The organism is Pseudomonas petrae (assembly GCF_021728295.1).
Lineage (GTDB): Bacteria > Pseudomonadota > Gammaproteobacteria > Pseudomonadales > Pseudomonadaceae > Aquipseudomonas > Aquipseudomonas petrae.
This window is the reverse complement of record NZ_JAKJXE010000008.1, coordinates 162,110-187,104: the sequence shown is the minus strand read 5'-3', so window position 1 is coordinate 187,104 and position 24,995 is coordinate 162,110. Positions and strand designations below refer to the sequence as shown.

Sequence of the window (24,995 nt, the reverse complement as noted above, 5' to 3'; positions counted from 1 at the left end):
CATTAGCGTAGCGCAAAGCGGGTTCAGACCGCCGGGTCCATTTCAGCCTCGGGCTGCGCCTGCAGCGGCAAGTGCAGGCTAATGCAGGTCCCGCGACCGTCGATGCCATCGTCCACGCTGATCCGCCCGCCATGGGCGCCGACCATACCCTGACAGATCGCCAGCCCCAACCCCGTCCCCTGCCCGCCTCGGTCGCCCCGCGCTGCGGTGTAGAACATGTCGAAAATCTTCGCCCGTTCGTTCTCGGGTATCCCCGGCCCCTCATCGCTGACGGCGAATACGATCTCTTCGTTCTGCACACTGACCGCCATCTGCAGACGGCCATTGACCGGCGAGAAGCGCGCGGCGTTTTCGATCACGTTGATCAGCGCCTGCTCGATCAGCGCGGCGTGGACATACAGCAGCGGCAGTTCAGCGGGCAATTGCGTCATGACCTGCAGCGGTGCGAGCACTGCGCGGAGGCGATTGAGCGCGCTGCCGACGATGTCACCCGGCGAGACCCAGTCCCGCGCCAGCTTCAGCGCACCGTGGCCAAGACGCGTCATGTCCAGCAGGTTCTGAATGTAGCGATCCAAACGCTCAGCCTCGTCGCGGGTGCCTTCGAGCAACTCGCGACGGTCTTCCAGCGGAATTGCCTCGCCCAGCGCCAGCAGGCTGTCGATGCTGCCGCGCATGGCGGTCAGCGGCGTGCGCAGGTCGTGGGACACCGAGGCCAGCAAGGCGCTGCGCAGCTGTTCGGTCTCGCCATGCAAACGCGCGGCTTCCAGGTCCTCGGCCAGCCGCGCCCGCGCCAGGGCCTGACCCAGCGGCTGACTCAGCGCCGTGAGCAAACGTCGACGCTGAGGGCTGAAAGTCTGGCCCTGTTTGGCACGAATGCCGAGCAGCGCCAGCGGCGCATCGTCCACCCACAACGGCAGCCACCACCAATTTCCCGACGGCAGCGTACCGGTACCCTTGCCGGCGGGTTGCCCGTGCTGCCAGGCCCAGTCCGCCGCCGCGCGCTCGAACTCGGAAAACTCCAGCGGCCCGCCCACTTCGACCTTCCAGCCCTGCTCGCGATCGTTGTCCAGCACGCACAGCTGCAACTCGCTCCAACCGGCCAGGTGATGATCGGCCGCACTGAGCACCGCCTGGCGATCGGTGGCGGCGGTCAGACGGCGGGACAGGTCGAGCAGTTCACTGGTCTCTTCCTGAGTGTCGCGCAGAGCCTGCAACTGGCGGCGCTGGCGCGCGGCGAGGTTGCCGGTCAGCGCGGCCATCAACAGAAAGAACAGCAGCGTCAGCACGTCTTCTTCGCGCTGGATGCTCAGGGAAAAATTCGGCGGAATGAACAGAAAGTCATAGGCCAGAAACGACAGCACCGAACAGACCATCGCCGGGCCGACGCTGCTGCGCACGGCCACCAGCAACACGGCGGCGAGAAAGACGAGGGAGATATTCGGCAGCGCCAACCAGCTGGACACCGCCCAGGCCAGTGCGCTGGCGCCGACCGTGGCGAACAGCGCCAGGGCGTAATCAAACCAGACCAGATTGCGTGGCGAGGTGGATTGCGGCTGATCAGGACGCGACTCGCTGTCGAGCACGTTGATTTCCAGCCCGTGCGCATTGCGCAGCAGACGCGACGCCAGGCCGCCACCCAACACCCGACGCCGCAGCGAAGGCCGCGACTGGCCCACCAGCACCAGACTCGCCCGGCGTTCGGTGGCATGCTGAATCAGCGTCTTCGCCACTTCCGGCGCGCGCAGCACCACCACTTCCCCGCCGAGGCGTTCGGCCAATTGCTGGGCATTCTGCAAACGGCTGCGCGCCAGTTCATCAAAAAAGCGCCCGTTGTCGACATGCACCAGACTCCACGGCAGATGCCGACGCTGGGCGACGCGGCTGGCGTGGCGCACCAGCCGCTCGGCCTGGGCGTCGCCGTCGATACCGACCAACAGACGGCCGCGCACGGCGGGCGCTGCCTGACCCAGCTGCCGATAGCCCAACGCCAGATCGTCGTCGACCTGGGCGGCGGCGGTTTGCATCGCCATTTCCCGCAGCGCGGTGAGGTTGGTCTGGGTGAAAAAGGCGTCGATGGCGGCGCGGGCCTGCTCGGGCACGTAGACCTTGCCGTCGCGCAGCCGCTCCAGCAACTCCCGGGGCGGCAGGTCGATCAGCACCAGTTCGTAGGCTTCCTGCAACACCCAGTCCGGCAGGGTCTCGCGCACTTGCACGCCGGTGATCCCGCGCACCTGATCGTTGAGGCTTTCCAGGTGCTGGACGTTGACCGTGGTGTAAACGTCGATCCCCGCCGAGAGCAATTCCTGAATGTCCTGCCAGCGCTTGGCGTGGCGACTGCCGGGGGCGTTGCTGTGAGCAAGTTCGTCGACCAGCACCAGTTTGGGCTTCGCGGCGAGCAGACCGTCCAGGTCCATCTCTTCAAGCATGACGCCGCGGTATTCGGAACGGACCATGGGTTGCTGGGGCAAACCGCCCAGCAGCGCTTCGGTCTCGGCACGGCCGTGGGTCTCGACGACCCCGGCCAGCAGCGAAACGCCCTGGCGCATCTGCGTGTGCGCGGCCTGGAGCATGGCGTAGGTCTTGCCCACGCCGGGCGCCGCACCCAAAAACACCTTCAGCCGCCCGCGATCGTCCCGAGCAAGATTGACCAGCAAAGCATCGGCGCGGGTGGTTGAGTTCACGAAAGTTGTCCTGATCCGTTGGATTACGGTTGATCGTCGGTTGTCGCCCACGCAGCGGGCATCAGCTATCTACGCCCTTGCCGAGGCCCATGTAGGAGCGCGCTTGCCCGCGAATTGGGCGGTACATCCGACGGATTCTTATCCGTCCGTGCTTAAGTCTTCGCGGGCAAGCGCGCTCCTACAGGTTCATCGCGCCACAGATGTCTGCCCTGGCCGAGGCCAATTGTAGGAGCCCGCTTGCCCGCGAATCGGCCGGTACATCCGACGGATTTTTATCCGTCCGTGCCTAAGTCTTCGCGGGCAAGCGCGCTCCTACAGGTTCGCGGTGTGCCGCAGATGTCTGCCCCGGCCGAGGCCAAGTGTAGGAGCGCGCTTGCCCGCGAATGGGCCGGTACATCTGACGTTTCTCTATCGTCCGTGCCTAAGTCTTCGCGGGCAAGCGCGCTCCTACAGTTTCGAAGTGCGCCACAGCTGTCTGTCCCGGCCGAGATACATTGTCGGAGCGACCGGGGCGGTACCAGCCAAACTGTCCAGCGGGCTCAGTTCACGACTTTGCCAGACGGTAACCGATTCAGACTGAGATTCAAGTCCAGTACGTTCACCACCGGCGGGCCGATGAGCGAGGTCTGGGTGTTGTCCGCCACCAGTTTCTGCACCGATTCGCGCGGCAGGTTACGCGCCGCTGCGATGCGGGCCACCTGGTATTGCGCCGCTGCTGGCGACAGATGCGGGTCCAGGCCGCTGGCGGAAGTGGTCAGCAGATTCAGCGGCACCGGGCCCTGATTCTCGACTTTTTCCTTGGCGGCATCATCGGCCACTCGCGTCGCCAGCGCCGGATTGCTCGGCGCCAGGTTGCTCGCGCCGCTGGCGACGGTGGCATAGGCCCCGGCAGAGGGACGCGGATGAAACCATTCTTCGCCGGTGAAATTCTGCGCGATCAGCGCCGAACCGAGCACCTTTTCATGGTCGTCGTACACAAGGCTGCCATTGGCCTGATCCGGGAACGCCACCTGGGCGACGCCGGTCACCACCAGCGGGTAAGCCACGCCGGTGATCAGGGTCATCAGAACAATCAGGCTCACGGCCGGACGCAATACACTGGACATCATTCATTCCTCATTCGAAGTGAGCGCCACGCGGGATCAGTCACCGCGCAGCGCAATCAGTGCGTTAAACCAGGTGCAAGGCCGTCAACAGCAGGTCGATCGCCTTGATCCCCACGAACGGCACGACAATCCCGCCCAGCCCGTACACCAGCAAGTTGCGGCGCAGCAGATGCGCAGCGCTCGCGGCCTGAACCCGTACGCCACGCAGCGCCAGCGGAATCAGCACGACGATGATCAGCGCGTTGAAGACGATGGCCGACAGAATCGCGCTTTGCGGGCTGGCCAGGTGCATCACGTTGAGCACGCCCAGTTGCGGGTAGATCGAGGCAAACAGCGCCGGCAGGATCGCGAAGTACTTGGCCACGTCGTTGGCGATGGAAAAGGTCGTCAGCGCGCCGCGGGTCACCAGCAATTCCTTGCCAATCTGCACCACGTCCAGCAGCTTGGTCGGGTCGCTGTCGAGATCGACCATGTTGGCCGCTTCCCGCGCCGCCTGGGTGCCATCGTTCATCGCCATGCCGACGTCGGCCTGGGCCAGTGCCGGCGCGTCGTTGGCGCCGTCGCCGCACATCGCTACCAGACGCCCGTCGTTCTGCTCCTGACGAATGCGCTCCAGTTTCTTCTCGGGAGTGGCCTCGGCGAGCACGTCATCGACGCCCGCTTCTGCCGCGATCGCTGCCGCCGTCAGCGGGTTGTCGCCGGTAACCATGACCGTGCGAATGCCCAGTTTGCGCAGTTCTTCAAAACGCTCGCGAATGCCCGGCTTGACCACATCCTTGAGGTGAATCGCGCCCAGCAGTTTGCCGTCGCCGCAGACCAGTAGCGGCGTGCCGCCGGTCTTGGCGATCTTGTCGATCTCCCGCGCCAGTACTGGCGGCAGGTCACTGCGGTCACGGCCGAGGAATTTCAGCAGCGAGTCCACGGCGCCCTTGCGATACACGCGGCCTTCGTAGTCGACGCCGGACAAGCGGGTTTCCGCCGTGAACGGCACCGCCGTCAGTTGGCTCGGCGCAGGCTCGGTCATCGGGTGCAGCCCACGCAGGTATTCGACGATGGACTTGCCTTCAGCCGTGTCATCCGCCAGCGAGGCCAGCAGCGTGCCTTCGCTCAACTCTTTGGCCGTCACGCCCGGCGCGGCATACACCGCCGAGCAGCGACGGTTGCCGAAGGTGATGGTGCCGGTCTTGTCCAGCAGCAACACATGTACGTCGCCCGCCGCTTCCACCGCACGGCCGGACTTGGCGATCACGTTGAGGCGCACCAGCCGGTCCATACCGGCAATGCCGATGGCCGAGAGCAGGCCGCCGATGGTGGTCGGGATCAGCGTCACCAACAGCGCAACGAGGAATACCAGCGGCAGGTTACCGCCCGCAAAATGCGCGAACGGCTGCAGGGTCACGACCACCAGCAGGAAGATCAGGGTCAGGCCGATCAGCAGAATGTCGAGGGCCACTTCGTTGGGGGTCTTCTGGCGTTTGGCGCCTTCGACCAGCGCGATCATGCGGTCCAGGGTCGATTCGCCTGGGTTGGCGCTGATGCGCACCAGCAGCCAGTCGGACACCAGTCGGGTGTTGCCGGTAACGGCCGAACGATCGCCGCCGGACTCGCGGATCACCGGCGCAGACTCACCGGTAATCGCCGCTTCGTTGACCGCCGCGATGCCCTCGATCACCTCGCCATCGCCGGGGATCATCTCACCGGCTTCGACGCGCACCACATCACCCTTGCGCAGGGTGCTGGCGTTGACCATTTCAAACGCACCGTTGCTGCTTTTGAGCCGGGCTTTCAAGCCCTCGGTGCCTGCTTTGAGGCTGTCGGCCCGCGCTTTGCCCCGCCCTTCGGCCAGCGCTTCTGCGAAGTTGGCGAACAGCACGGTGAACCACAGCCATACGGCGATCTGCACCGCCACGAAGGTCGGCACAGCCGGGTCGGGGATCAGGCACAGAATCGTGGTCAGGATGGCGGTCAGTTCCACCACCAGCATCACCGGCGCCCGTTGCAACTGGCGCGGGTCGAGCTTGACGAAAGCCTGAACCAGCGCAGGCCGCCAAAGGTCAGCCATCGCTGTCTTCGCCGGTCCGGCCACGGTGGACGGCTGTTCGGGTGTTTCATTTGTCGCAGGAAGCTGCATGTTCATGATTCGGTCCTCAGAAGGCCAGGCTCAAATGTTCGGCAATCGGCCCCAGTGCGAGGGTCGGCAAGAACGTCAGCCCGCCCACCAGCAAAATGGTCACGGTCAACAGGGTCACAAACAGCGGGCCATGGGTCGGAAAGCTGTTCTGATTGAGCGGCGCGGTTTTCTTCGCCGCCAGACTGCCCGCAAGCGCTAGCACCGGCAGGATGTAACCGAAGCGGCCAATGAACATCGACAGGCTCATCAACAGGTTGTGGAACAGGGTGTTGCCGCTGAAACCGCCGAACGCCGAGCCGTTATTGGCCGTGGCCGAGGTGTAGGCATAGAGCAGCTGGCTGAAGCCGTGGGCCCCAGGGTTGCTCACCGAGCCTGCCGGGCCAGGCAAAGATGCAGCCACGGCGCCGAACACCAGTACGCCGACAGGCATCACGATCAGCGTCGCGACCAACAGCTTCACTTCTCGGGCCTGGAGTTTTTTACCGAGGTATTCCGGGGTGCGGCCGATCATCAAGCCGGCGAGGAAGACCGCGATCAGCACGTTCAACAACATGCCGTAAAGCCCTGCGCCAACGCCGCCGAAGATCACTTCGCCGACCATCATGTTAGCCAGCGCCACCATGCCGCTCAGCGGGTTGAGGCTGTCGTGCATGCCATTGACCGAGCCGTTGGAAGCCGCGGTAGTCGCGCTTGCCCACAGCACGGTTGCAGTGGTGCCAAAACGCGTTTCCTTGCCTTCCATGGGCGCGGTCTGTTCGACCGTGGTCATGTTCAGCGTCGGGTTGGGCTGGTATTCCGCCCACAGGGATGTGGCGCCGCCGATCAGTAACAACACCAGCATACAGGCGATGATCGCCCGGCTCTGACGCAGGTCTTTGACGTAATGACCGAAGGTGAACACCAGCGCCGCCGGGATCAGAATGATCGACACCAGCTCGAACAGGTTGCTCCAGCCGGTCGGGTTCTCGAACGGGTGCGCCGAGTTGACGCCGAAGAAGCCACCACCGTTGGTACCCAGCTGCTTGATCGCGATCTGGCTGGCGGCCGGGCCGAGCGGAATGCTCTGGTCGGCACCTTGCAGGGTCACGGCGTCCACGTAATGGGCGAACGTTTGCGGTACGCCCTGCCACACCAGAAACAGCGCCAGGATGATGCACATCGGCAACAGCCCATAAAGGGTTGCGCGGGTCATGTCAGTCCAGAAGTTACCCAGGTGCTGCGTGGAACGGCGGCTGATGCCTCGGCAGAAGGCGACCAGCACGGCGATGCCGGTGGCGGCACTGACAAAGTTTTGCACGGTCAGACCCGCCATCTGGCTAAGGTAGCTGAGGGACGCTTCGCCGCTGTAGTTCTGCCAGTTGGTGTTGGTGACGAAGCTCATCGCGGTGTTGAACGCCAGTGACCATTCCATCCCCGGCAAGCCTTGGGGGTTGAGCGGCAGCGAGCCTTGCAGGAGCAGGATGGCGAACAGGACGACGAACCCGGCCAGGTTGAAGGCCAGCAGGGCGATTGTGTAGGTTTTCCAGTTTTGTTCGACTGCGGGGTCGACGCCGGACAGGCGATAGCAGATGCGTTCGACCGGCCCCATGACCGGGGTCAGGAAGGTGCGTCGGCCTTCCATGACGTTGTAGTAGAACCGTCCCAGCAGCGGCGCGGGCAACAGCACCAAGGCGAAAAACGCCAGTATCAGCAGGTAGTCGTAACCGTGCATGGCCGTTACTCCTCGACCCGGCCGGCGCGCAGAAGCGCAACCAGCAAGTAAACGAATAACCCTGCTGCGAGCAGCAGTGACACCCCATCCAGAACGCTCATGAAAAACTCTCCGTCATACGGCGACTGCCGTGTGGGGCAATTGTCTTCAGTGGGGGTGTAAAGGAACGAGATCGACCGGGGGTGGGGGGCATAAAGAAAGCGTAAAGAGTGCGGGTTTTATTGGGTTTGCAGGCTTTACGTCGGGTTTATATCCATTATTTATGTGGGCTGTTGTTACGGTTCCGCCCTTACGGCGGGTCACTTTTTCCAAGAGCCGAAAAAGTAACCAAAAAGGCCCTGCTCCTGGTTGGGTCCCTCCTCCGTCGGGATTCCCTCACTCCGACGACGCTCCGTGGGCCCGCGCCGAACGGACATCCATGTCCTGACGGCGCTCTCGCCGCATCCATGCAGCTCGGCCCACTGCGCGTCGTCTACGTTCAGCCTGCACCCAAGTCGCGTTTGGCGGTGTTTGAGCCTTTTGCGTATGAAGATCAAAAGCAGATCAGAAGCAGATCAGAAGCAGATCAAAAGCTTCCTGGCTAAAGCCGGTCCCACTAACAGCGCGCGTTGATCGTTCCCACGCTCCGCGTGGTAATGCCGATTCGGACGCTCCGCGTCCTGTAGAAGATGTGCATCAAGCCTGGGATCTGACGCGGAGCGTCACAGGATGCATTCCCACGCGGAGCGGGAGAACGATCAAGTGAGGGCAGCGGCGACCTCGACTGTAGGACCGGCTTCAGCCGGGAAGCTTTTGATCTTGATCTTCATACGCAAGACGTCCAGACGACGCCAATCGCGACTTGGGTGCAGGCTGAACGCAGGTTTCGCGGAGTGGGCCGAGCCGCATGGATGCGGCGAGAGCGCCGTCAGGACATGGATGTCCGTTCGGCGCGGGCCCACGGAGCGAGACCGGAGTGAAGGTACTCCGACGAAGGAGGAGCCCAACCGGGAGCATAAGCCCTTGGTTACTTGGGGCTTTATCAAGTAACTCGCCGAAGGCGAAACGTCTGCCCCCAGGCAGACGCCCTTGACATTTATGAGCCACGCCGCAGATGTACCTGACTTGATACATTCAAGACAATCCACCGACACCTGCCGCCCTCACCCTTCCGCCCCGCTCGCCAGCGAAGTAGCATGGCAGCGTCGACTCCTATCCGCGGCCCAATCGGCAGCACCACACGGCGGCAGCACCATGCAGACAACACCCGACAGCACCACCGCCACCGCGCCGAGCGAAGAGCGCCGCTGGAACACCCGCGCCCTCATCGTCGACGACGACATCCCCATCCGCGAACTGCTCTGCGACTACCTCGCCCGCTTCAACATCCACAGCACCGGCGTCACCGACGGCAACGCCATGCGCCTGGCCCTGACCGAAGACACCTACGACGTCGTCGTCCTCGACCTCATGCTCCCCGGCGAAGACGGCCTCTCCCTCTGCCGCTGGCTGCGCAGCACCTCCGACATCCCCATCCTCATGCTCACCGCCCGCTGCGAACCCACCGACCGCATCATCGGCCTGGAACTCGGCGCCGACGACTACATGGCCAAACCCTTCGAGCCCCGCGAACTCGTCGCGCGGATCCAGACCATCCTGCGCCGCGTACGTGATGACCGCACCGAAGAACGCACCACCCTGCGCTTCGACAACTGGCGCCTGAACAGCGTCCTGCGCCAACTCACCGCGCCGGACGGCCTCGTCGTGCCCTTGTCCAATGCCGAATTCCGCCTGTTGCGCGTCTTCCTCGAACGGCCGCGTCGGGTGCTCAACCGCGAACAACTGCTCGACGCCGCCCGCGGCCGCTCCATTGAAGCGTTCGATCGCAGCATCGACCTGCTCGTCTCGCGCCTGCGGCAGAAGCTCGGCGATGACCCGAAATCCCCGCAACTGATCAAAACCGTGCGCGGCGAAGGCTACATGTTCGACGCCCGGGAGATTGGTTGATCCGCTCGGCCGACACCCTGTTTGCCCGGCTGTTCGGCGGAGCGCTGCTGGCGATCGTCCTCGCCCACCTGCTGGCGTTCGTCTGGTTTCACTACTACGGCCCGCGAATGCCGCCTCCTCCCAACTGCGATCGGCCGATGGCCGGCCAGATGCAAGCGCCGCCCGACCGCGACCCTGCCGCCGATGCAGACCAGAACGACAGGCGCCGTCCGCCGTGCCGCCCGCCACTGCTGGGCATTCCGCTGGTGCCCTTGTTGTTCCAGCTGATCAGCCTGGTGCTCGCCGCCTGGTTCGGCGCCAAGGCCCTGAGCCGGCCGATCCGCCGATTGAGCGAAGCGGCCGAACGCCTCAGCGAAAACCTCGACAGCCCGCCGCTGGCCGCCAATGGCCCTCGCGAGGCACGGCAGGCGGCGCAGGCGTTCAACCTGATGCAGGAGCGCATTCGCGAACAGGTGCAACAGCGCGGGCGCATGCTCGCCGCCGTGTCCCATGACCTGCGCACACCCCTTGCGCGCCTGAAACTGCGGGTCGAGCAGATTGACGAGCCGCGGTTGCACGGGCAGATGAGCCAGGACCTCAACGACATGATCGGCATGCTCGACGCGACCCTGACCTACCTCAACGAACAACGCACCAGCGAAGCGCTGCAGTACTTCGACGTGCAGGCGCTGATCGAATCCCTGGCCGAAAACGCCCAGGACAACGGCGACGACATTCAGGCGAACGGCACCTGCCGGCCGCTGAAATCCCAGCCCATGGCCCTGCGCTCGTGCCTGAACAACCTCATCGACAACGCCCTGCGTTACGCCGGGCATGCGCGGGTGGAGATCGAAGACGCCAGCGATCGCCTGCGGGTCAGCGTCATCGATCACGGCCCTGGCATTCCCGAAGACCTGCGGGAAGTGGTGTTCGAGCCCTTCTATCGCGTCGAGAGCTCGCGCAATCGCAACTCGGGCGGCGTAGGCATCGGCATGACCATCGCCCGGGAAGCCGCACGCCGAATGGGCGGCGACTTGCGCCTCGAACACACCCCCGGCGGCGGCCTGACCGCGGTGCTGGATCTGCCGCGAATCTGACTCGGCGCCGTCATCAGCGATGGGACCGGGTGCGTTCGGTGGTACTGGCGATAGAGCCCATTATGGGACCGGCTTTAGCCGGGAATTCGTCAGGCGTCACACCGCACATCTGACGGTGTTCGGACTGGCCTCTTCCCGGCTGAAGCCGGTCCCACTGAGCGAAGTCTCACGCAAGCCTCACGTAAGCTCGGCGGTACAAACCCAACACACCCACGACACGCCTTGCCCTGACGCTGCATAAGCCGGAGCACCGCCCCGGCATTATCCATCTGATGGGGAGTCAGTCCGATGATCACAGGCGTCAGCGGCAGCAGCAGTTATTCCAGTTACACCAGTGCCAGCACGAGCAGCACCACCAGTACAGCCAACGGCAAGAAGTTCGCCGACGATTTATTGAAGAAACTCGACGCCAATGGCGATGGCAGTATCGACAAGGACGAGCTGAGCTCGGCACTTTCCTCGGATTCCAAAGACGGCATTAGCGTCAGCTTGAGCAAGGCGTTCGGCGATCTCGACAGCAATGACGACGACAGCCTCGACGCCGACGAACTAGCCGCCCTCACCCCTCCGCCCCCACCGCCGATGCAGATGGACGCCAGCGCTGCGGCCGATGATGCGCAAAACCTGCTCAGCGCGCTGGACAGCGATGGCGACGGGGCGGTCAGCAGCGCTGAACTGACCACCGCACTGAGCCGTTCAGACAGCAGCGCCGACAGCGGCCAGGTGTTCGATGCCCTGGACACCAACAAGGACGGCACCGTCAGCTTCGACGAACTGACCGCCAGCCTGCAGGCCCAACAACCGCCGCCTCCCCCGCCTGCGGAAGACGCCAGTGACCTGTTCAGCAGCCTGGACAGCGACAGTGACGGCAGCATCAGCGCCGCCGAACTGACCAGCGCCTTGCAGGGCGCGACGAGTTCCACCAGCGCCTCGTCCGCCAGCAGCCAGACCGCCTCTACGCAAACAACCGCTTCGCAAACCACCACCCAGGCGACTGAAGCCCTGAACCGCATGGTCGCGGCCCTCAGTGACCGCTACAACCTCAACAGCAACGCTACGTCCGGCAAATACGTCAGCACCTCGGCCTGACGAAAAAAAACCGCCGGCGAGCCCAGCCCGGCGGCGGTTCTTTTATGCGTGCCGACTACTTGACCGGCTGCCGCGCGCGACTGTCTCCGACCCAGTCCAGCAGCAAACTGTAGGCCACCGCCAGCAATGTCGGGCCGATGAACAGGCCGATGAAGCCGAACGCCAGCAACCCGCCAAACACACCGAGCAAGACAATCACCAACGGCAAATTGCCGCCGCGACTGATCAGGTACGGCTTGAGCACGTTATCGACGCCACTGACGATGAACGTGCCCCACAGGCCGAGAAAAATCGCCATGCCGTAGTCGCCTCTCCAGGCCAGCCACGCCGTGGCCGGTATCCAGATCAGCGGCGGCCCCATGGGCACCAGGCTCAGCAGGAAGGTCCCGATCCCCAGAACCAGCGCCCCCGGCACGCCCGCGATCAAGAAGCCGATCAGGGCCAGCACTGCTTGTGCCGCTGCCGTGCCGATAACGCCGTTGACCACCCGTTGCACCGTGCCCGCCACCAGGTCGAGGTAATACTGAGCGCTGTCACCAATCAGTCGTTCCAGCAGGCTGAGCACGAACGCTGCCACGCGCGGTCCGTCACGGTAGAAGAAGAACACGAAGACGATACTCAGGGTCAGCTCGAGGATGCCGCCGCCGATCTGCGCACTGCGCGCCAGCAGCCAGTTGCCGACCTGCCCCAGATAAGGCCTGACGCTGACCAGCAGCGCAGCGCCCTGCTGATCGATGGTGTTCCAGAAACCCACCAGCCGCTCGCCCACCAGCGGAATGCCCGCCAGCCAGGTGGGTGGATCCGGCAGGCCATCCACTTGCACGTCCTTGACGAACGCCGTGGCGTCGCGCACGTGGTCAGCCAGATTGAAGCCCAGCCAGACCAGCGGCGCGAGCACCAGCACCATCCAGCCCAGGGTCAGAATCGCCGCTGCGAGGGATTCCCGCCCCTTGAGCGCGCGGGTCAACAAACGCATCAGCGGCCAACTGGCGAACGCCAGCACTGCACCCCAGAACAGCGCCGACCAGAACGGCACCATCACCCACAGGCAGGCGCCAAGCAGCGCGAGCAGGAGAATCTGCACCAACAGGCGATCGTTATTGAACATCGGTCATTCCGCAAAAGAGGGGGTTGAATCTGACAAGCATACCGTCGAACCGCGCAGCCCTGCTCGTGCTGACATCCATGCCAGCCTTGAAGACGGGAACTGAACCCGCCTCAGCGGATGAGTTCGAGGGTCAGGCCGGGACTTTTCCGGTCGCCTGCTTCCAGCCGTGCAGCGCGCACGCCTTTGGCCACCAGCGCCTGACGCCACGCTTCGCGCTGATCCCCGGAAAGCGTGACGCGCAAGGTGCTGTCCAGATTCAGGCCACGTGACAGCAAGGTAATCCATGGCTCCTGCGGCTCTGCGGTCAGCATTGGCAGCTCCAGCTCGCCGGTGCTTTTCAGCTCGCGCAACAGGGTCGCGGAAGTCGGCAGCAAATCCCCCAGCGGCGTGCTCGATTGAAACTGCTCGACGTGGAGGAACGCGCGGCGGTTACCGCGGGTGATGCCATACAACGCCACGAGCGTGTTGTCAGCCGGAGCGGCCATACGCAGCAGCAAATAGGACTGGCCGTTGTCGGCGCCATACAACTTGGCATTGCCGAACACCTCGTTGGCCCACAGACTGCTTTCGCCGCAATCGCGCGCCTGACACCAGAACAACAACTGCGCGCCCTGCTGCTGCAACGCTTCACGGGCAGCGGTGAACGCCTCGTCGGCGCTGTGCTCGACCGGCAATTGGTAGGTGATGGCAGTCACGTCGCCGCGCCCGGCCACCTGCCCGTCAAAGCGCAACTGGCCGCTGATCTTGCGGATCGAGCCCAGCGGATAGATACGTTCCAGCTCAACGGCAGGCCGATAATCGACGATTTCAGCGTCTGCCAGTCGCGGCAGCATGGGCAAGTCCTGACTGCCGGGCACGTCGGCCGCCTGGGTGGCAGCGCTGAGGCCGGAGAGCAGCAGCGTCAGCGTAAGCGTGCGGGTGAAGGTGCGGGTGAACGTCATGGGTGCACTCATGGCAGGTCAATCGGCGAGGCAGCCATTGAAGCAGCAGGCAAGGCAATCGGCAGGCAAAACAAAGCCGCGACAACGCGCGGCGTGCTGGAAAATAAAATGTCGGGGCGTGGGCAGTGGTCCATCGTGCAGTCTCCTGTTTCAACTGCACCAGCCTCGGCAGTTGCAGGTCGCAAGTCAAGGAACGGCGAAGAAGCGATTGAAACAGTCTGCAACAGAGCGCGCCCCCGCCTCGTCGTTGAGGTGCAGATGATGCCCACCCGGCAAGGACGTCACCGTAAAAGGAACGCTGGCGAGCAGCTCCCGGTTCTGCGCGAGCATGCCCTCCTCGGCGACGATCAACTGCGCCGGACAACGCACCGCCGTGACGAAAGACAGCGCCTGCGCGCGGGTCAGACGAATCGCTGAGGGCAAGGTCAGCCTGCTGTCGCTGCGCCAAGTGTAACCACCCGGCACCGGCATCAAGCCACGCTGGGCCAACAGTTCGGCCGCCTCACGACTGACCGCGACCATCCCTTTCATCCGCGCCTCCACCGCCCGGTCCATGTCCGGGTAGACGGGCTTGCGCTTGCTCTGCTGGGTCAATTGCGCCTGCAGCGCCGCGCCCATGCGCTCGACAACAGACTCCGACTCGCCCACCGGCGGCACCAAGCCGTCGATCAAGGCCAGACGATTGACTCGCTGGGGGACCGCCGCCGCAACGATCACCGAAATGATCGCCCCCAGCGAATGACCCAGCAGGGAAAATCGCTCCCAGCCCATCTGCTCGGCCACCTGCAACACGTCGTGGGCGTAGTCCGGCAAACCGTAAGCCGATCCCGGCGGGCGGTGATCGGAGTGGCCATGCCCGGCCATGTCCAGCGCCAGTATCCGCAGCCCTTCAAGCTTGGGCGCCAGCCGCGCGAAACTGTTGGCGTTGTCCAGCCAGCCATGCAGGGCGATCACCGGAATGCCGTCCTGCGGACCGAACAGATGAGCGGCCAGCTCGATATGGGGCAGACTCAGGCGGATTTCTTCCACCGAGCAGGTCATGCGCGGGCTCTTTGAAGCGCGGCGTCAGCGGTCGCGCCGTCAGCTCTGGCCGTCCAGCGGGAAAACAGCGTTATGAGCATGTGGGCGGTGTCCTCGGGATGTTCGAGCGGGAACATATGCCCACCGGGCACAGAAAGATACTCGCCTTCACGCATGCTTTTGACCGACAGCGCATGGTGGCGCCGCACCACATCGCTGCTCTCGCCGCGCACCATCGCCAACGGCACCCGCAAATGACGGGCAAGGCCAGGGCTGGTGTGGGGCACGCTGCGGTAGATGCTGATTTCGGTCGCAGGATCGAAACGCAAGCGCAACCCGTCGCCATCGGCTTGCAGCCCGTGAAGCAGATACGCTTCGAAGCACTCGGGATCGAAACGCCGGAACAGCGACTTGCCGGCAAAGTAATCCCGCGCCGCCTCGACGCTGCTGAACACCTCACGACGCCCAAGCGTCCGGCCTGCTGGCGTGATGCGATCAATGAAACCGAAGCGCTTGGCCGCACGAATCATCCACTGATCGAACCGCGTCAGCACCGGCGAATCAAGCATGACAACGCCCCGGTACAACTCCGGATGACGCAACGCCGCGTGATAATGCAGCACGCCGCCCAGCGAATGCCCGACGCCCCATACCGGTTGGGATTGCTCGCGCAGATGATGAATCAACTCATCCACCAGCTCCGGCCAGTTGTCCGTCACCGGAAATTGCGGGTCATGGGCATGCTGCTCCAGATGGCGAATCTCGAACTCAGGCCCAAGCGCCGCGAACAACTTGCCGTACGTGCCCGACGGAAAGCCATTGGCGTGAGCGAAAAACAGAAGTTGAGCCATGCCGACGCATCCAGAGCAACCAGAACAAGCCGCGATTGTGCGCACCGCCCGACCGGGCGGCAATGACCGGAACTGCCATCGATGAGGCCACTCCGGTCATGGGGGTGTTTATCTGAGCGGGTGAGAGCCTACGACGGGGACGCGGAGCGTGGGAACGATCAGTCCCATTAGATCTCGGTTGCTCAAACCGGCCTCTTCCCGGCTAAAGCCGGTCCCACGAAACGCAGCGCGTGCAGTCCGAGAGCGTAGCGGTAACGCTGACCGTAGGACCGGCTTTAGCCGGGAAGCCCTTGATCTGCTTTAAAAGCGCTTTTGATCTTCAAACACAAAAAGTCCAGACACCGCCAAACGCGACTTGGGTGCAGGCTGAACGCAGGTCTCGCGGAGTGGGCCGAGCCGCATGGATGCGGCGAGAGCGCCGTCAGGACATGGATGTCCGTTCGGCGCGGGCTCACGGAGCGGGACCGGAGTGAAGGGACCCCGAGGAACGAGGGGCCAAGCCAGGAGCAAGCACCCTTGGTTACTTGGGGTGCTTTTCCAAGTAACTCGCCGAAGGCGAAACCCGAGGCCGTTAGGCCGACGCTCTTGATCTTCGCTCAACGCCCGGGCGGCTGCTCCCCATGAGGAACGACCGCCACCGTCAACCGGGAAATACAGCAGGCCTTGCCCTCCTCCGTCGTCAGACGAATATCCCAGACATGTGTCGTACGCCCGATGTGCACCGGGTGCGCCACCGCCGTCACCCGCCCACTGCGCACGCCGCGCAAATGGTTCGCGTTGACCTCGATCCCCACACAAAAAAACCGATCGTTATTGATCACCAGATAACTGGCCGTAGACCCCACCGTCTCCGCCAGCACCACCGACGCGCCGCCGTGCAACAAACCGTAAGGCTGATGAGTACGCTCATCCACCGCCATGCTCGCCGTCAGAGAATGATCGTCGACCGCTTCAAACCGAATATCCAGCACCTCACCGATGGTGTTCTTCTGCTTCGCATTAAGCGCGTCAAGGTCCGGAGGGCTACGCCATACACTCATGGTTCTTCCTTGTTATTGGAGGTTTGCACTGCATCTCACACTCAACAGCGGGGAGCTCAGAAACCGCTCACCGCCCCATCATTCAGCGTGCCGAACATCCACCAGTTCCATCGCGCCGGCAAGGGGCAAATCCGCCTCAAGCTGAGCGAGACTGGCGGTGTGCATCGGTTGCGCCTGCTGCAAGGAACCATGCGCCGCCAGCCCTATCAACGTGCCCACCAAAGGTTGATGACTGACCAGCAACACATTCTCCGCGCGGAACGCATCCAGCTGCTCCAGCACCTTGTGCGGGTTGCAGTCCGGCGTCAGCCACGGGACGGTCACAATGGCATCTGTAAACCCAAGCGCTTGACGGACCAGCTCGGCAGTCTGCTGAGCACGCACATACGGGCTGGCGATGATCCGCTGCAGCGGTTGACCCATCAAGTGAGCGGCGCTGCGCAGGACCTCTGCGCGGCCCTTGGCGGTCAGTTCCCGCTCGGCGTCCGTGGGCGCCTGAGGTTTCGCCTCGCCGTGGCGCAGAATCCAGACCTTCACGGTTTCGGCTCCTCGTCGGGCGGGGACGCCGGCCTAACCGGTGCAGATGGCGGTATGCCGGCAACCGCGTGCGACGTGTCGGAAACCACCGGCGGCGTTTCGGAAACCGGTTGCGTCGTCGCGGGAACCGGGGGCGGAGTGACAGGCGCCGGTTGCGGCGTGACGGGAGCCGGTTGCGACGCGGCAGGCGCCGGTTGCGGCTTAACAGTCACAACATGCGGCGCCTCGCCCTCAGGCGCACGCGGCGTTGGCCAATCGGCGAACGGCCATGGCTTCTGATCGGTGTGGAAGGTGCCGAAGCGGCCGATCTGCGCCAGGTACTGGCTCAGGCTGTCGCCGAACGACATCACGCTGAGGCTCGGCGCGCCGTTGAACAGGCGGTAAACCAGCTGCACCAGGACAGCCACCGCCAGCACCACTTCCGCCACTTGCCAGACCAGCACAAACAGCACCATCCACAAGATGCGCAGCAGGATCGATTCGTGTTGCTTGAGGTTTGATTCGTTCAAGAGCTTCTCCGTGTGAGGATCAGTTGAAATCACTGGTTGAAATGAAATCGACGTCGGTCTTGGGCTCGGCGCGCATCAGCAGCTCGATGACCTGCGCCAGGGTGCGGCCCTCGAACAGAATGGCGTGAAGCCCGGCCACCAGGGGCATGTAAACCTGCAATTCCTGCGCCTTGGCCTTCAGCACCTTGAGCGTGTTGACGCCCTCCGCGACTTCGCCCAGTCGGGTGACCGCTTCGTCCAGGCTCAGGCCCTGACCCAGAGCAAAACCGACCTGGTAATTGCGGCTCTTCGGCGAAGAACAGGTGACGATCAGATCGCCGACACCGGCCAGCCCCAGGAAGGTCATCGGATTGGCACCCTGACTGACCGCGAAACGGGTCATCTCCGCCAGCGCGCGAGTGATCAGCATGCTCTTGGTGTTCTCGCCCATGTTCAGCGCCACCGCCATGCCGGCGATGATGGCGTAGACGTTTTTCAGCGCGCCTCCCAGCTCGACGCCAAAACGGTCGGCGCTGGCGTACACGCGGAAGGTGCGACCATGCAGCGCGGCCTGAACCTGCTGACAGAGGTCCTCATCTTCGCTGGCGACGACCGTGGCGGTCAGGGCGTGTTCGGCGATTTCGCGGGCCAGGTTCGGGCCGGACAGCACGCCAATCCGCGCGGCAGGTGCGATGTCCTGAAGGATCTCGCTCATGAGCTTGAAGGTGTCGGCTTCGATGCCCTTGGTCAGGCTGACCAGCATCTTCCCTGCGAGCAGGTCGACATGCGGAGTCAGTACGCCACGCAGCGCACTGGAAGGCAGGGCGACGAAGACCAGTTGACTGTCCTGCAAAGTGGCGTGCAGGTCGGTGACCGGCTCGACGCCCTCGAGCACCTTGATGCCCTTGAGATAGCGCGGGTTCTCGCGATTGACGCGAATCGCCTCGGCCTGCTCCGGATCGCGCATCCACTGCGTCACCCGATGACCGTTGCCGGCCAACAGGTTGGCGACCGCGGTCCCGAAGCTGCCGCCGCCAAGGACCGCTATTGGTTGCTGCTGGGTCATAAAACAATCCATTCAGGGCCATCACATCTGGCGATGCGGGCATTATACGGAGCGTCAGGCTCGCGGCCAGCGGCAAAAGGTGCCCCCACGAACTTATAGCCGATCCCCCACTCTTGCCGAGGAAAATGCCCACAGCTCGGTTAAGATGCGCTCCCGAGATGAAAATTCCTCAACGGCGCCGATGAGCTATCGTCAGGTCGCTCCCGAAGAGATCCGTGACATGACACCAAGCGTCCACTTCCCGTGCCCCGTCAGGTTCCGTCATGCCTGAACATCGGCATAACCTGCGGCCCCAGACACCCGGAACCGCCTCGTGACAGCTCAGCGCGGCTGGAACATCAGCACCCGGACGCAAATCCTCAGCCTGGGCCCGGCGTTACTGCTGACCTTGCTGCTGATCAGCTTCTTTACCGTGGTGCGCATTCAGGACCTGCGACAGGAACTCAATCACACCGGGCAACTTATCGCCAACCAACTGGCTCCCGCGTCGGAGTACGGCGTCATCGTCGGCAATAACGCCGTGCTTGAAAACCTCATGAACGCCACGATGAACACGCCCCATGTGCGTTTTCTCGAAGTGCGCAACAGTGCCGGCAAGGTGCTGGTTCATGTCGAGCCCGCCGAGGAACAAGGGCATTCGCGGCAGATGGAAGTGTTCCAGGCGCCCATCCGCCTGCAGCCAGACAGATCCGCGCCGCTGTTTGAAAATGCCGACGAGGCCGGTTCCGATAACAACCCCAGCGTGCCGGTCGAAGGTTATCTGGGGCGGGTGCTGGTGGGCATGTCCAGTGACGCTTTTAATCAGCGCGAGCAGGAGATACTGCTGAAAGCGGGTGTGCTGGCGATGTTCGCCCTGCTGTTTACCTACATTCTGGCGAGGCGACTGTCGCTGAGCCTGTCCCAGCCAATCAGCGCCATGAGCGCCGCAGTGAAGGCCATCCAGCAGGGTGACTATTCTGCTCCGCTGCCCGTTGCGGACGATGCCGAGCTGGGCGATCTGGCGCGGCACATCAACAATCTGGCCCTGGGCCTGGAGAAGGCCAGCCGCGAGCAGAAGCAGGCGATGGATGAACTCATACGGACCCGCGAAGCAGCCGAACGCGCCAACAACGCGAAGTCAGAATTCCTGGCGATGATGAGCCACGAATTGCGCACGCCCATGAATGGCGTGCTGGGCATGTTGCAGTTGATGGAAACCACCAAGATGACCGACGAGCAGGCCGAATATGCCGCGCTGGCCATGGAGTCCACTGAGCACCTGCTGCGCGTCATCAGCGACATTCTCGATTTCTCCCGCTTCGAGCGCGATGCGCTGGAACTAGAGAGCATTTCATTCAACCTCGCCGACCTCATCAGCACCTCGGTTCAGGCGTTTACCCACAACGCACAGCAGCGCGGTCTGGCACTGGAACTCGATTTGCCGCGTTCGATGGAGGCCTTGCAGGTAAAAGGCGACCCGACGCGCATCCGGCAGATTCTGGTCAACCTGATCGGCAATGCGTTGAAGTTCACCGAATTTGGCAGCGTGCGGGTCGAGGCAGGTTTTACCCTCGCCGACCCGCACCACGTTCTGTTTACCTGCGCGGTGCGCGACAGCGGCGTCGGGATTTCTCCGGATCTGCTGGAATCGATGTTCGACGCGTTTCAGCAAGCGGACAACTCCATTTCCCGCCGCTATGGCGGCACCGGCCTGGGCCTGCCCATTGCGCGCAATCTGGCCGAGCGCATGGGCGGGTCGCTGCAGGCGCAGAGCAGAGAAGGACTTGGCTCCGTTTTCCAACTGCAAATCTCTCTGCAGCGGGTTCAACAGCCGGTGATCGAACCCGCGTCCGGCGCTGTGGATGAATTGCCCCAGAGCCGCAACGCCTGTGTGTTGCTGGTCGAAGACAACCCCGTGAACCGCACGGTGGTCGAGGCGATGCTGCGCAGCCTGGGTTTGCAGGTGAGCGTGGCGGCGGACGGCGCTGAAGCGGTGAACATGGCCAGCCTGGAAAGCTTCGCGCTGATCCTGATGGACTGCCGACTGCCGGTCATGGACGGCTATGAGGCCACACGCCGTATCCGACTGCTGCCGGGGCTGGCGACGTTGCCCATCATTGCGTTGACCGCCAACGCCCAGCACGGCGACCGGGACATTTGTCTGCAAGCCGGAATGAACGATTACCTGGCCAAGCCGTTCAAACGTACTGATTTACAGCAGGTTTTGCAGCGATGGTTGACCATTAAGGCATCTGCGACTGGCGGTAAATGATAAATTGCGGCAGTCTTGTGTGCCGATTCGACCCACGCCAACGCGCGGACGAAAAATTTCAGTGCACAGGTGTACATTCATTTCACCCGTGCTGTGACTTTCACTACAACGCAATAGTCTATGAGTAGGCTGCCAGCAGAGGGATGACCCGCTGGCCATATTGGGTAAGTAACGCCACACCCTGCCGCACAGGATTATCGAGGAGCTCGCATGACCAAACAAAACGCCTTTACCCGGGAAGATCTGCTGCGCTGCAGTCGCGGCGAGCTGTTCGGCCCAGGTAACGCGCAATTGCCCGCCCCCAATATGCTGATGGTTGATCGCATCACCCATATCAGCGAAGAAGGCGGCAAGTACGGAAAAGGTGAATTGGTCGCCGAACTCGATATCAACCCGGACCTGTGGTTCTTCGCTTGTCACTTCGAAGGTGACCCGGTGATGCCGGGTTGTCTGGGCCTCGATGCCATGTGGCAACTGGTTGGCTTTTTCCTGGGCTGGCAAGGCCTGCCAGGCCGCGGTCGCGCACTGGGCTCGGGCGAAGTGAAATTCTTCGGTCAGGTCCTGCCAACCGCCAAGAAGGTCACCTACAACATCCAAATCAAACGCGTCCTCAAAGGCAAGCTGAACCTGGCGATCGCCGATGGTTCGGTCAGCGTGGACGGCCGCGAAATCTATACCGCTGAAGGCCTGCGTGTCGGCGTCTTCACTTCCACTGACAATTTCTAAGGGTATTCGCATGCGCCGCGTCGTTATCACTGGTCTGGGCATTGTTTCCTGCTTGGGCAATGACAAAGACACCGTTTCCGCCAATCTGCGTGCAAGTCGCCCTGGCATCCGTTTCAATCCGGAATACGCCGAAATGGGTCTGCGCAGCCAGGTCTCGGGCTCCATCGATCCAAACCTGCCGCTCAAGGAACTGGTCGACCGCAAGACCCTGCGCTTCGTCGGTCAGGCGGCGGCTTATGCCTACGTGGCCATGAAGAGCGCCGTGGAAGACTCCGGCCTGACTGAAGAGCAGGTATCCAACCCACGTACCGGCCTGATTGCCGGCTCTGGCGGTGCCTCGACCCTGAACCAGATGGAAGCGCTGGACATCCTGCGCGAGAAAGGCATCAAAAAGGTTCTCCCTTATTACGTCACCCGCACCATGAGCAGCACTGTGTCAGCGTGCCTGGCGACGCCATTCAAGATCAAGGGTCTGAACTACTCCATCGCCTCTGCCTGCGCCACCAGTGCTCACTGCATCGGTACCGCCATGGAACAGATTCAGATGGGCAAGCAGGACATCGTGTTTGCCGGCGGTGGCGAAGAGGAGCACTGGAGCCAGTCGTTCCTGTTCGACGCCATGGGCGCGCTGTCCAGCAAACGCAACGACACGCCGGAACAGGCTTCCCGTGCCTACGACGCTGATCGTGACGGTTTCGTGATCGCCGGCGGCGGCGGCATGGTGGTGGTCGAGGAGCTGGAACACGCTCTGGCCCGTGGCGCGAAGATCTACGCCGAACTGGTGGGCTACGGCGCAACGTCCGACGGTTATGACATGGTCGCGCCAAGCGGCGAAGGTGCCATCCGCTGCATGCAGCAGGCGCTGTCCACCGTTGATGGCACCATCGACTACCTGAACACCCACGGCACCTCCACCCCGGTCGGCGACGTCAAGGAAATGGAAGGCGTCCGTGAAGTGTTCGGCGACAAGGCGCCAGCGATCAGCTCCACCAAGAGCCTGTCGGGTCACTCTCTGGGCGCCGCCGGCGTTCACGAAGCGATCTATTGCATGCTGATGATGGAAGGCAACTTCATGGCCGGTTCGGCGAATATCGACGAGCTGGACCCAGCCGTTGCCGACATGCCGATCCTGACCAAGACCCGCGAAAACACCGAGCTGAATCTGGTGATGAGCAACAGCTTCGGCTTCGGCGGCACCAACGCCACGCTGGTGATGAAGCGCTGGACTGGCAAGTAATTAGTCAGTTGCAGACAAAAAAAGGCGCCCTCCGGGGCGCCTTTTTTATGGGCGGGTGAAATGCATCAGCTCGGACCCGATTTTTGTAGGACCGGCTTTAGCCGGGAAGGCGTCAGGCGTCACACCGCAAAATTTGATGGCGACCCCACCGGCCTCTTCCCGGCTGAAGCCGGTCCTACAAAAGCACCGCGTGCATTCATTGGGATTGATGGCGGCCAAACCGGCCCCTTCCCGGCTGAAGCCGGTCCTACAATAGCACCGCGTGCCTTCAGTGGGACTGGCTTTAGCCGGGAAGGCGTCGGGTGTCACACCGAGAATGCTGCAACCAAGCCGTTCAGGTCGGTTGCCAGTCGCGACAGCTCGTGGCTGGCCGCGCTGGTCTGGTTGGCGCCTGCCGAACTCTGCAGCGAGATGTCGCGGATGTTGGTGAGATTGCGGTCCACCTCGCGTGCAACCTGTGCCTGTTCCTCCGACGCGCTGGCGATGACCTCGTTGCGTTCGGTAATGAGTGTAATCGCCGCAGCGATGTCATCCAGCGCCACCCCGGCGGACTGCGCCAGCTCCAGGGTGGTCTGCGCGCGGCTGTTGCTGCCTTGCATGGCGGCCACGGCCTGATCGGTGCCCTGGCGGATGTCGCCCACCAGCTGCTCGATTTCCTGGGTCGATGACTGTGTCCGATGCGCCAGGGCGCGCACCTCATCCGCGACCACGGCAAAGCCGCGTCCCGCCTCCCCCGCCCGCGCGGCTTCAATCGCCGCGTTCAACGCCAGAAGATTGGTCTGCTCAGCCACGGAGCGAATCACGTCCAGCACCTTGCTGATGCCATACACCTTCTGCGCAAGGGTCTGGACCTGCTCGCCGGCGTCGGTCACGTCTTCGGCCAGATGAGCAATGGACGCCACGGTCTGCCGAACCTGCTGACGGCCGTGCTGGGCAATCCGGTCAGACTCCCCGGACGCCTCGGACGTGGCGACTGCGTTACGCGCCACTTCCTCGACAGCCGCCGTCATCTCGTTGACCGCCGTCGCTGCCTGATCGATCTCCAGGCTCTGCTGGTGAAGGCCGCGCGTTGCGTCCTCAGTGACGGTACTCAGCTCCTCGGAGGCAGACGCCAGTTGGTTCGAAGAATCGGCGATGCGCATGATCGTGCTACGCAAACTCTGCTGCATGGACTTGAGCGCTTCCAGCAATCGGGCCGGTTCATCACGCCCCTGCACAACGATCTCCCCGGTGAGATCCCCCGCCGCGACCACCTGAGCAATCCCCAACGCCTGAGTGATCGGTCTGACGATGCTGCGGGTCAATCCCCACGCCAAGAGCAACGTGATCAACGCCGTCAGGAGCATCATGCCAATGACCCAGCCGAACGAGCTCGAGAACACTGCCCGAGCCAGATCGCTCGCCTGCTCTGCACCCTCCTTGTTCAACGCCGTCAACTCGTTCAGGGCGACGGTCATCTTGTCGGCGTACTGGTTCATCTCGCCGTTGACCAGCTGCAGTGCGTCCTCCACCTGATTGGCTGCGGACAGCTCCATCACCCGGCTCTGTCGTTGGAAATAAGCCTGTTGCGCGGCTGCAAACGCTTCGTACAACTCACGCTCGCGGGGGGTTCCGATCAGGGTGGCGTAGTTCTGCTGGGTGGTTTGCAGTCCCGCCTTGAGCTGATCGAGCTTGGCGGTGTTGTCACGCAGGGCATCCGCGCTGCGGTTGAGCATCAGTCGCAACGTCAGGGTACGTACCCGCATCAGGTCCTGCCCCATGCTGCCCAGCTCCATCACGCTGGGGAGCCATTTGTTTTCGACCTGATCCGACTCTTTGCGCATGCTCGACATCTGTATCAGTGCAAAGGCACCAAGACCGAAGACCAGCAAGGCGAGCACGCCGAAACCGAGGGCGGCCCGGGGTGCGATATTCATATTTCTCACGCTCATACCGAGTCCCTTTCCAAGA

17 protein-coding genes and 5 pseudogenes are annotated in these 24,995 nt (G+C 63.1%); 7 read left to right on the top strand and 15 right to left on the bottom strand.

The window, feature by feature from the left end; genetic code table 11:
* Nucleotides 1-23 precede the first annotated feature (23 nt).
* From L4G42_RS15825 to kdpF, 5 genes are all read right to left on the bottom strand, one after another.
* A complete protein-coding gene (locus tag L4G42_RS15825) occupies nt 24-2,681 on the bottom strand; it encodes a DUF4118 domain-containing protein (RefSeq protein WP_237253130.1) in 2,658 nt (885 codons plus the stop codon).
* 539 nt (nt 2,682-3,220) lie between these two features.
* On the bottom strand, nt 3,221-3,787 hold the full coding sequence (gene kdpC / locus L4G42_RS15820; RefSeq protein ID WP_237253129.1) for a potassium-transporting ATPase subunit KdpC: 567 nt from the start codon (nt 3,785-3,787) through the stop codon (nt 3,221-3,223).
* Nucleotides 3,788-3,851: 64 nt separating this feature from the next.
* The gene (gene kdpB, locus L4G42_RS15815; RefSeq protein WP_237253230.1) at nt 3,852-5,849 is read right to left on the bottom strand and encodes a potassium-transporting ATPase subunit KdpB; all 1,998 of its coding nucleotides are present in this window, start codon (nt 5,847-5,849) and stop codon (nt 3,852-3,854) included.
* 85 nt (nt 5,850-5,934) lie between these two features.
* Nucleotides 5,935-7,629, bottom strand: a complete 1,695-nt coding sequence (gene kdpA / locus L4G42_RS15810; protein WP_237253128.1) for a potassium-transporting ATPase subunit KdpA — start codon at nt 7,627-7,629, stop codon at nt 5,935-5,937.
* A gap of 5 nt (nt 7,630-7,634) precedes the next feature.
* Complete coding sequence (kdpF, locus tag L4G42_RS15805; RefSeq protein ID WP_037009437.1) at nt 7,635-7,730, bottom strand: K(+)-transporting ATPase subunit F; 96 nt, start codon at nt 7,728-7,730, stop codon at nt 7,635-7,637.
* A gap of 1,132 nt (nt 7,731-8,862) precedes the next feature.
* Here kdpF and L4G42_RS15800 point away from each other — a divergent pair.
* The 3 genes from L4G42_RS15800 to xopAW all read left to right on the top strand — a co-directional run bounded on the left by L4G42_RS15800 (nt 8,863) and on the right by xopAW (nt 11,780).
* Entirely contained in the window at nt 8,863-9,615 is a 753-nt protein-coding gene (locus tag L4G42_RS15800; RefSeq protein WP_133771586.1) for a response regulator, read from the top strand.
* The gene (locus tag L4G42_RS15795; RefSeq protein ID WP_237254159.1) at nt 9,612-10,691 is read left to right on the top strand and encodes a sensor histidine kinase; all 1,080 of its coding nucleotides are present in this window, start codon (nt 9,612-9,614) and stop codon (nt 10,689-10,691) included. Before L4G42_RS15800 ends, L4G42_RS15795 begins: the two co-directional genes overlap by 4 nt.
* A 288-nt stretch (nt 10,692-10,979) precedes the next feature.
* Nucleotides 10,980-11,780 carry a XopAW family type III secretion system calcium-binding effector gene (gene xopAW, locus L4G42_RS15790; protein WP_237254158.1) on the top strand — a complete coding sequence of 267 codons (801 nt, stop codon included), beginning with the start codon at nt 10,980-10,982 and terminating at the stop codon, nt 11,778-11,780.
* 55 nt (nt 11,781-11,835) lie between these two features.
* Here xopAW and L4G42_RS15785 read toward each other — a convergent pair whose 3' ends face one another.
* The 8 genes and pseudogenes from L4G42_RS15785 to L4G42_RS15750 all read right to left on the bottom strand — a co-directional run bounded on the left by L4G42_RS15785 (nt 11,836) and on the right by L4G42_RS15750 (nt 18,831).
* Complete coding sequence (locus L4G42_RS15785; RefSeq protein WP_237254157.1) at nt 11,836-12,888, bottom strand: AI-2E family transporter; 1,053 nt, start codon at nt 12,886-12,888, stop codon at nt 11,836-11,838.
* A gap of 110 nt (nt 12,889-12,998) precedes the next feature.
* Nucleotides 12,999-13,721 carry a DUF4892 domain-containing protein gene (locus tag L4G42_RS15780; protein WP_237254164.1) on the bottom strand — a complete coding sequence of 241 codons (723 nt, stop codon included), beginning with the start codon at nt 13,719-13,721 and terminating at the stop codon, nt 12,999-13,001.
* Between the two features lie 294 nt (nt 13,722-14,015).
* Complete coding sequence (locus L4G42_RS15775; protein WP_237254156.1) at nt 14,016-14,870, bottom strand: alpha/beta hydrolase; 855 nt, start codon at nt 14,868-14,870, stop codon at nt 14,016-14,018.
* A complete protein-coding gene (locus L4G42_RS15770) occupies nt 14,867-15,700 on the bottom strand; it encodes an alpha/beta fold hydrolase (protein WP_237254155.1) in 834 nt (277 codons plus the stop codon). Before L4G42_RS15770 ends, L4G42_RS15775 begins: the two co-directional genes overlap by 4 nt.
* Before the next feature lie 596 nt (nt 15,701-16,296).
* The gene (locus tag L4G42_RS15765) at nt 16,297-16,740 is read right to left on the bottom strand and encodes a hotdog fold thioesterase (protein ID WP_237254154.1); all 444 of its coding nucleotides are present in this window, start codon (nt 16,738-16,740) and stop codon (nt 16,297-16,299) included.
* Between the two features lie 78 nt (nt 16,741-16,818).
* A complete protein-coding gene (gene sixA, locus L4G42_RS15760) occupies nt 16,819-17,277 on the bottom strand; it encodes a phosphohistidine phosphatase SixA (RefSeq protein ID WP_237254153.1) in 459 nt (152 codons plus the stop codon).
* Between the two features lie 188 nt (nt 17,278-17,465).
* A pseudogene (locus L4G42_RS15755) lies at nt 17,466-17,786 on the bottom strand (DUF4389 domain-containing protein); the annotation flags it as partial.
* A gap of 19 nt (nt 17,787-17,805) precedes the next feature.
* Nucleotides 17,806-18,831: an NAD(P)H-dependent glycerol-3-phosphate dehydrogenase gene (locus L4G42_RS15750; protein ID WP_237254152.1), complete on the bottom strand. Its 1,026-nt coding sequence runs from the start codon at nt 18,829-18,831 to the stop codon at nt 17,806-17,808.
* Nucleotides 18,832-19,144: 313 nt separating this feature from the next.
* On the opposite strand from L4G42_RS15750, the pseudogene L4G42_RS26375 reads away from it, so the two are divergent.
* The 4 genes and pseudogenes from L4G42_RS26375 to fabB form a co-directional block, all read left to right on the top strand.
* A pseudogene (locus L4G42_RS26375) lies at nt 19,145-19,514 on the top strand (hybrid sensor histidine kinase/response regulator); the annotation flags it as partial.
* 68 nt (nt 19,515-19,582) lie between these two features.
* Nucleotides 19,583-21,082: pseudogene (locus tag L4G42_RS15745) on the top strand (response regulator); the annotation flags it as partial.
* A gap of 210 nt (nt 21,083-21,292) precedes the next feature.
* Nucleotides 21,293-21,808, top strand: coding sequence for a 3-hydroxyacyl-[acyl-carrier-protein] dehydratase FabA (gene fabA, locus L4G42_RS15740; RefSeq protein WP_003172830.1), 516 nt, complete (start codon nt 21,293-21,295; stop codon nt 21,806-21,808).
* Between the two features lie 10 nt (nt 21,809-21,818).
* Nucleotides 21,819-23,045, top strand: coding sequence for a beta-ketoacyl-ACP synthase I (gene fabB, locus L4G42_RS15735; RefSeq protein WP_122538419.1), 1,227 nt, complete (start codon nt 21,819-21,821; stop codon nt 23,043-23,045).
* Nucleotides 23,046-23,350: 305 nt separating this feature from the next.
* Here the strand turns inward: fabB and L4G42_RS26370 are convergent.
* Together L4G42_RS26370 and L4G42_RS26365 are read right to left on the bottom strand one after the other, a co-directional pair.
* Nucleotides 23,351-23,947, bottom strand: a pseudogene (locus tag L4G42_RS26370) (methyl-accepting chemotaxis protein); the annotation flags it as partial.
* A 261-nt stretch (nt 23,948-24,208) separates the two neighbouring features.
* Nucleotides 24,209-24,961 (bottom strand): annotated as a pseudogene (locus tag L4G42_RS26365) (MCP four helix bundle domain-containing protein); the annotation flags it as partial.
* Nucleotides 24,962-24,995: the final 34 nt, after the last annotated feature.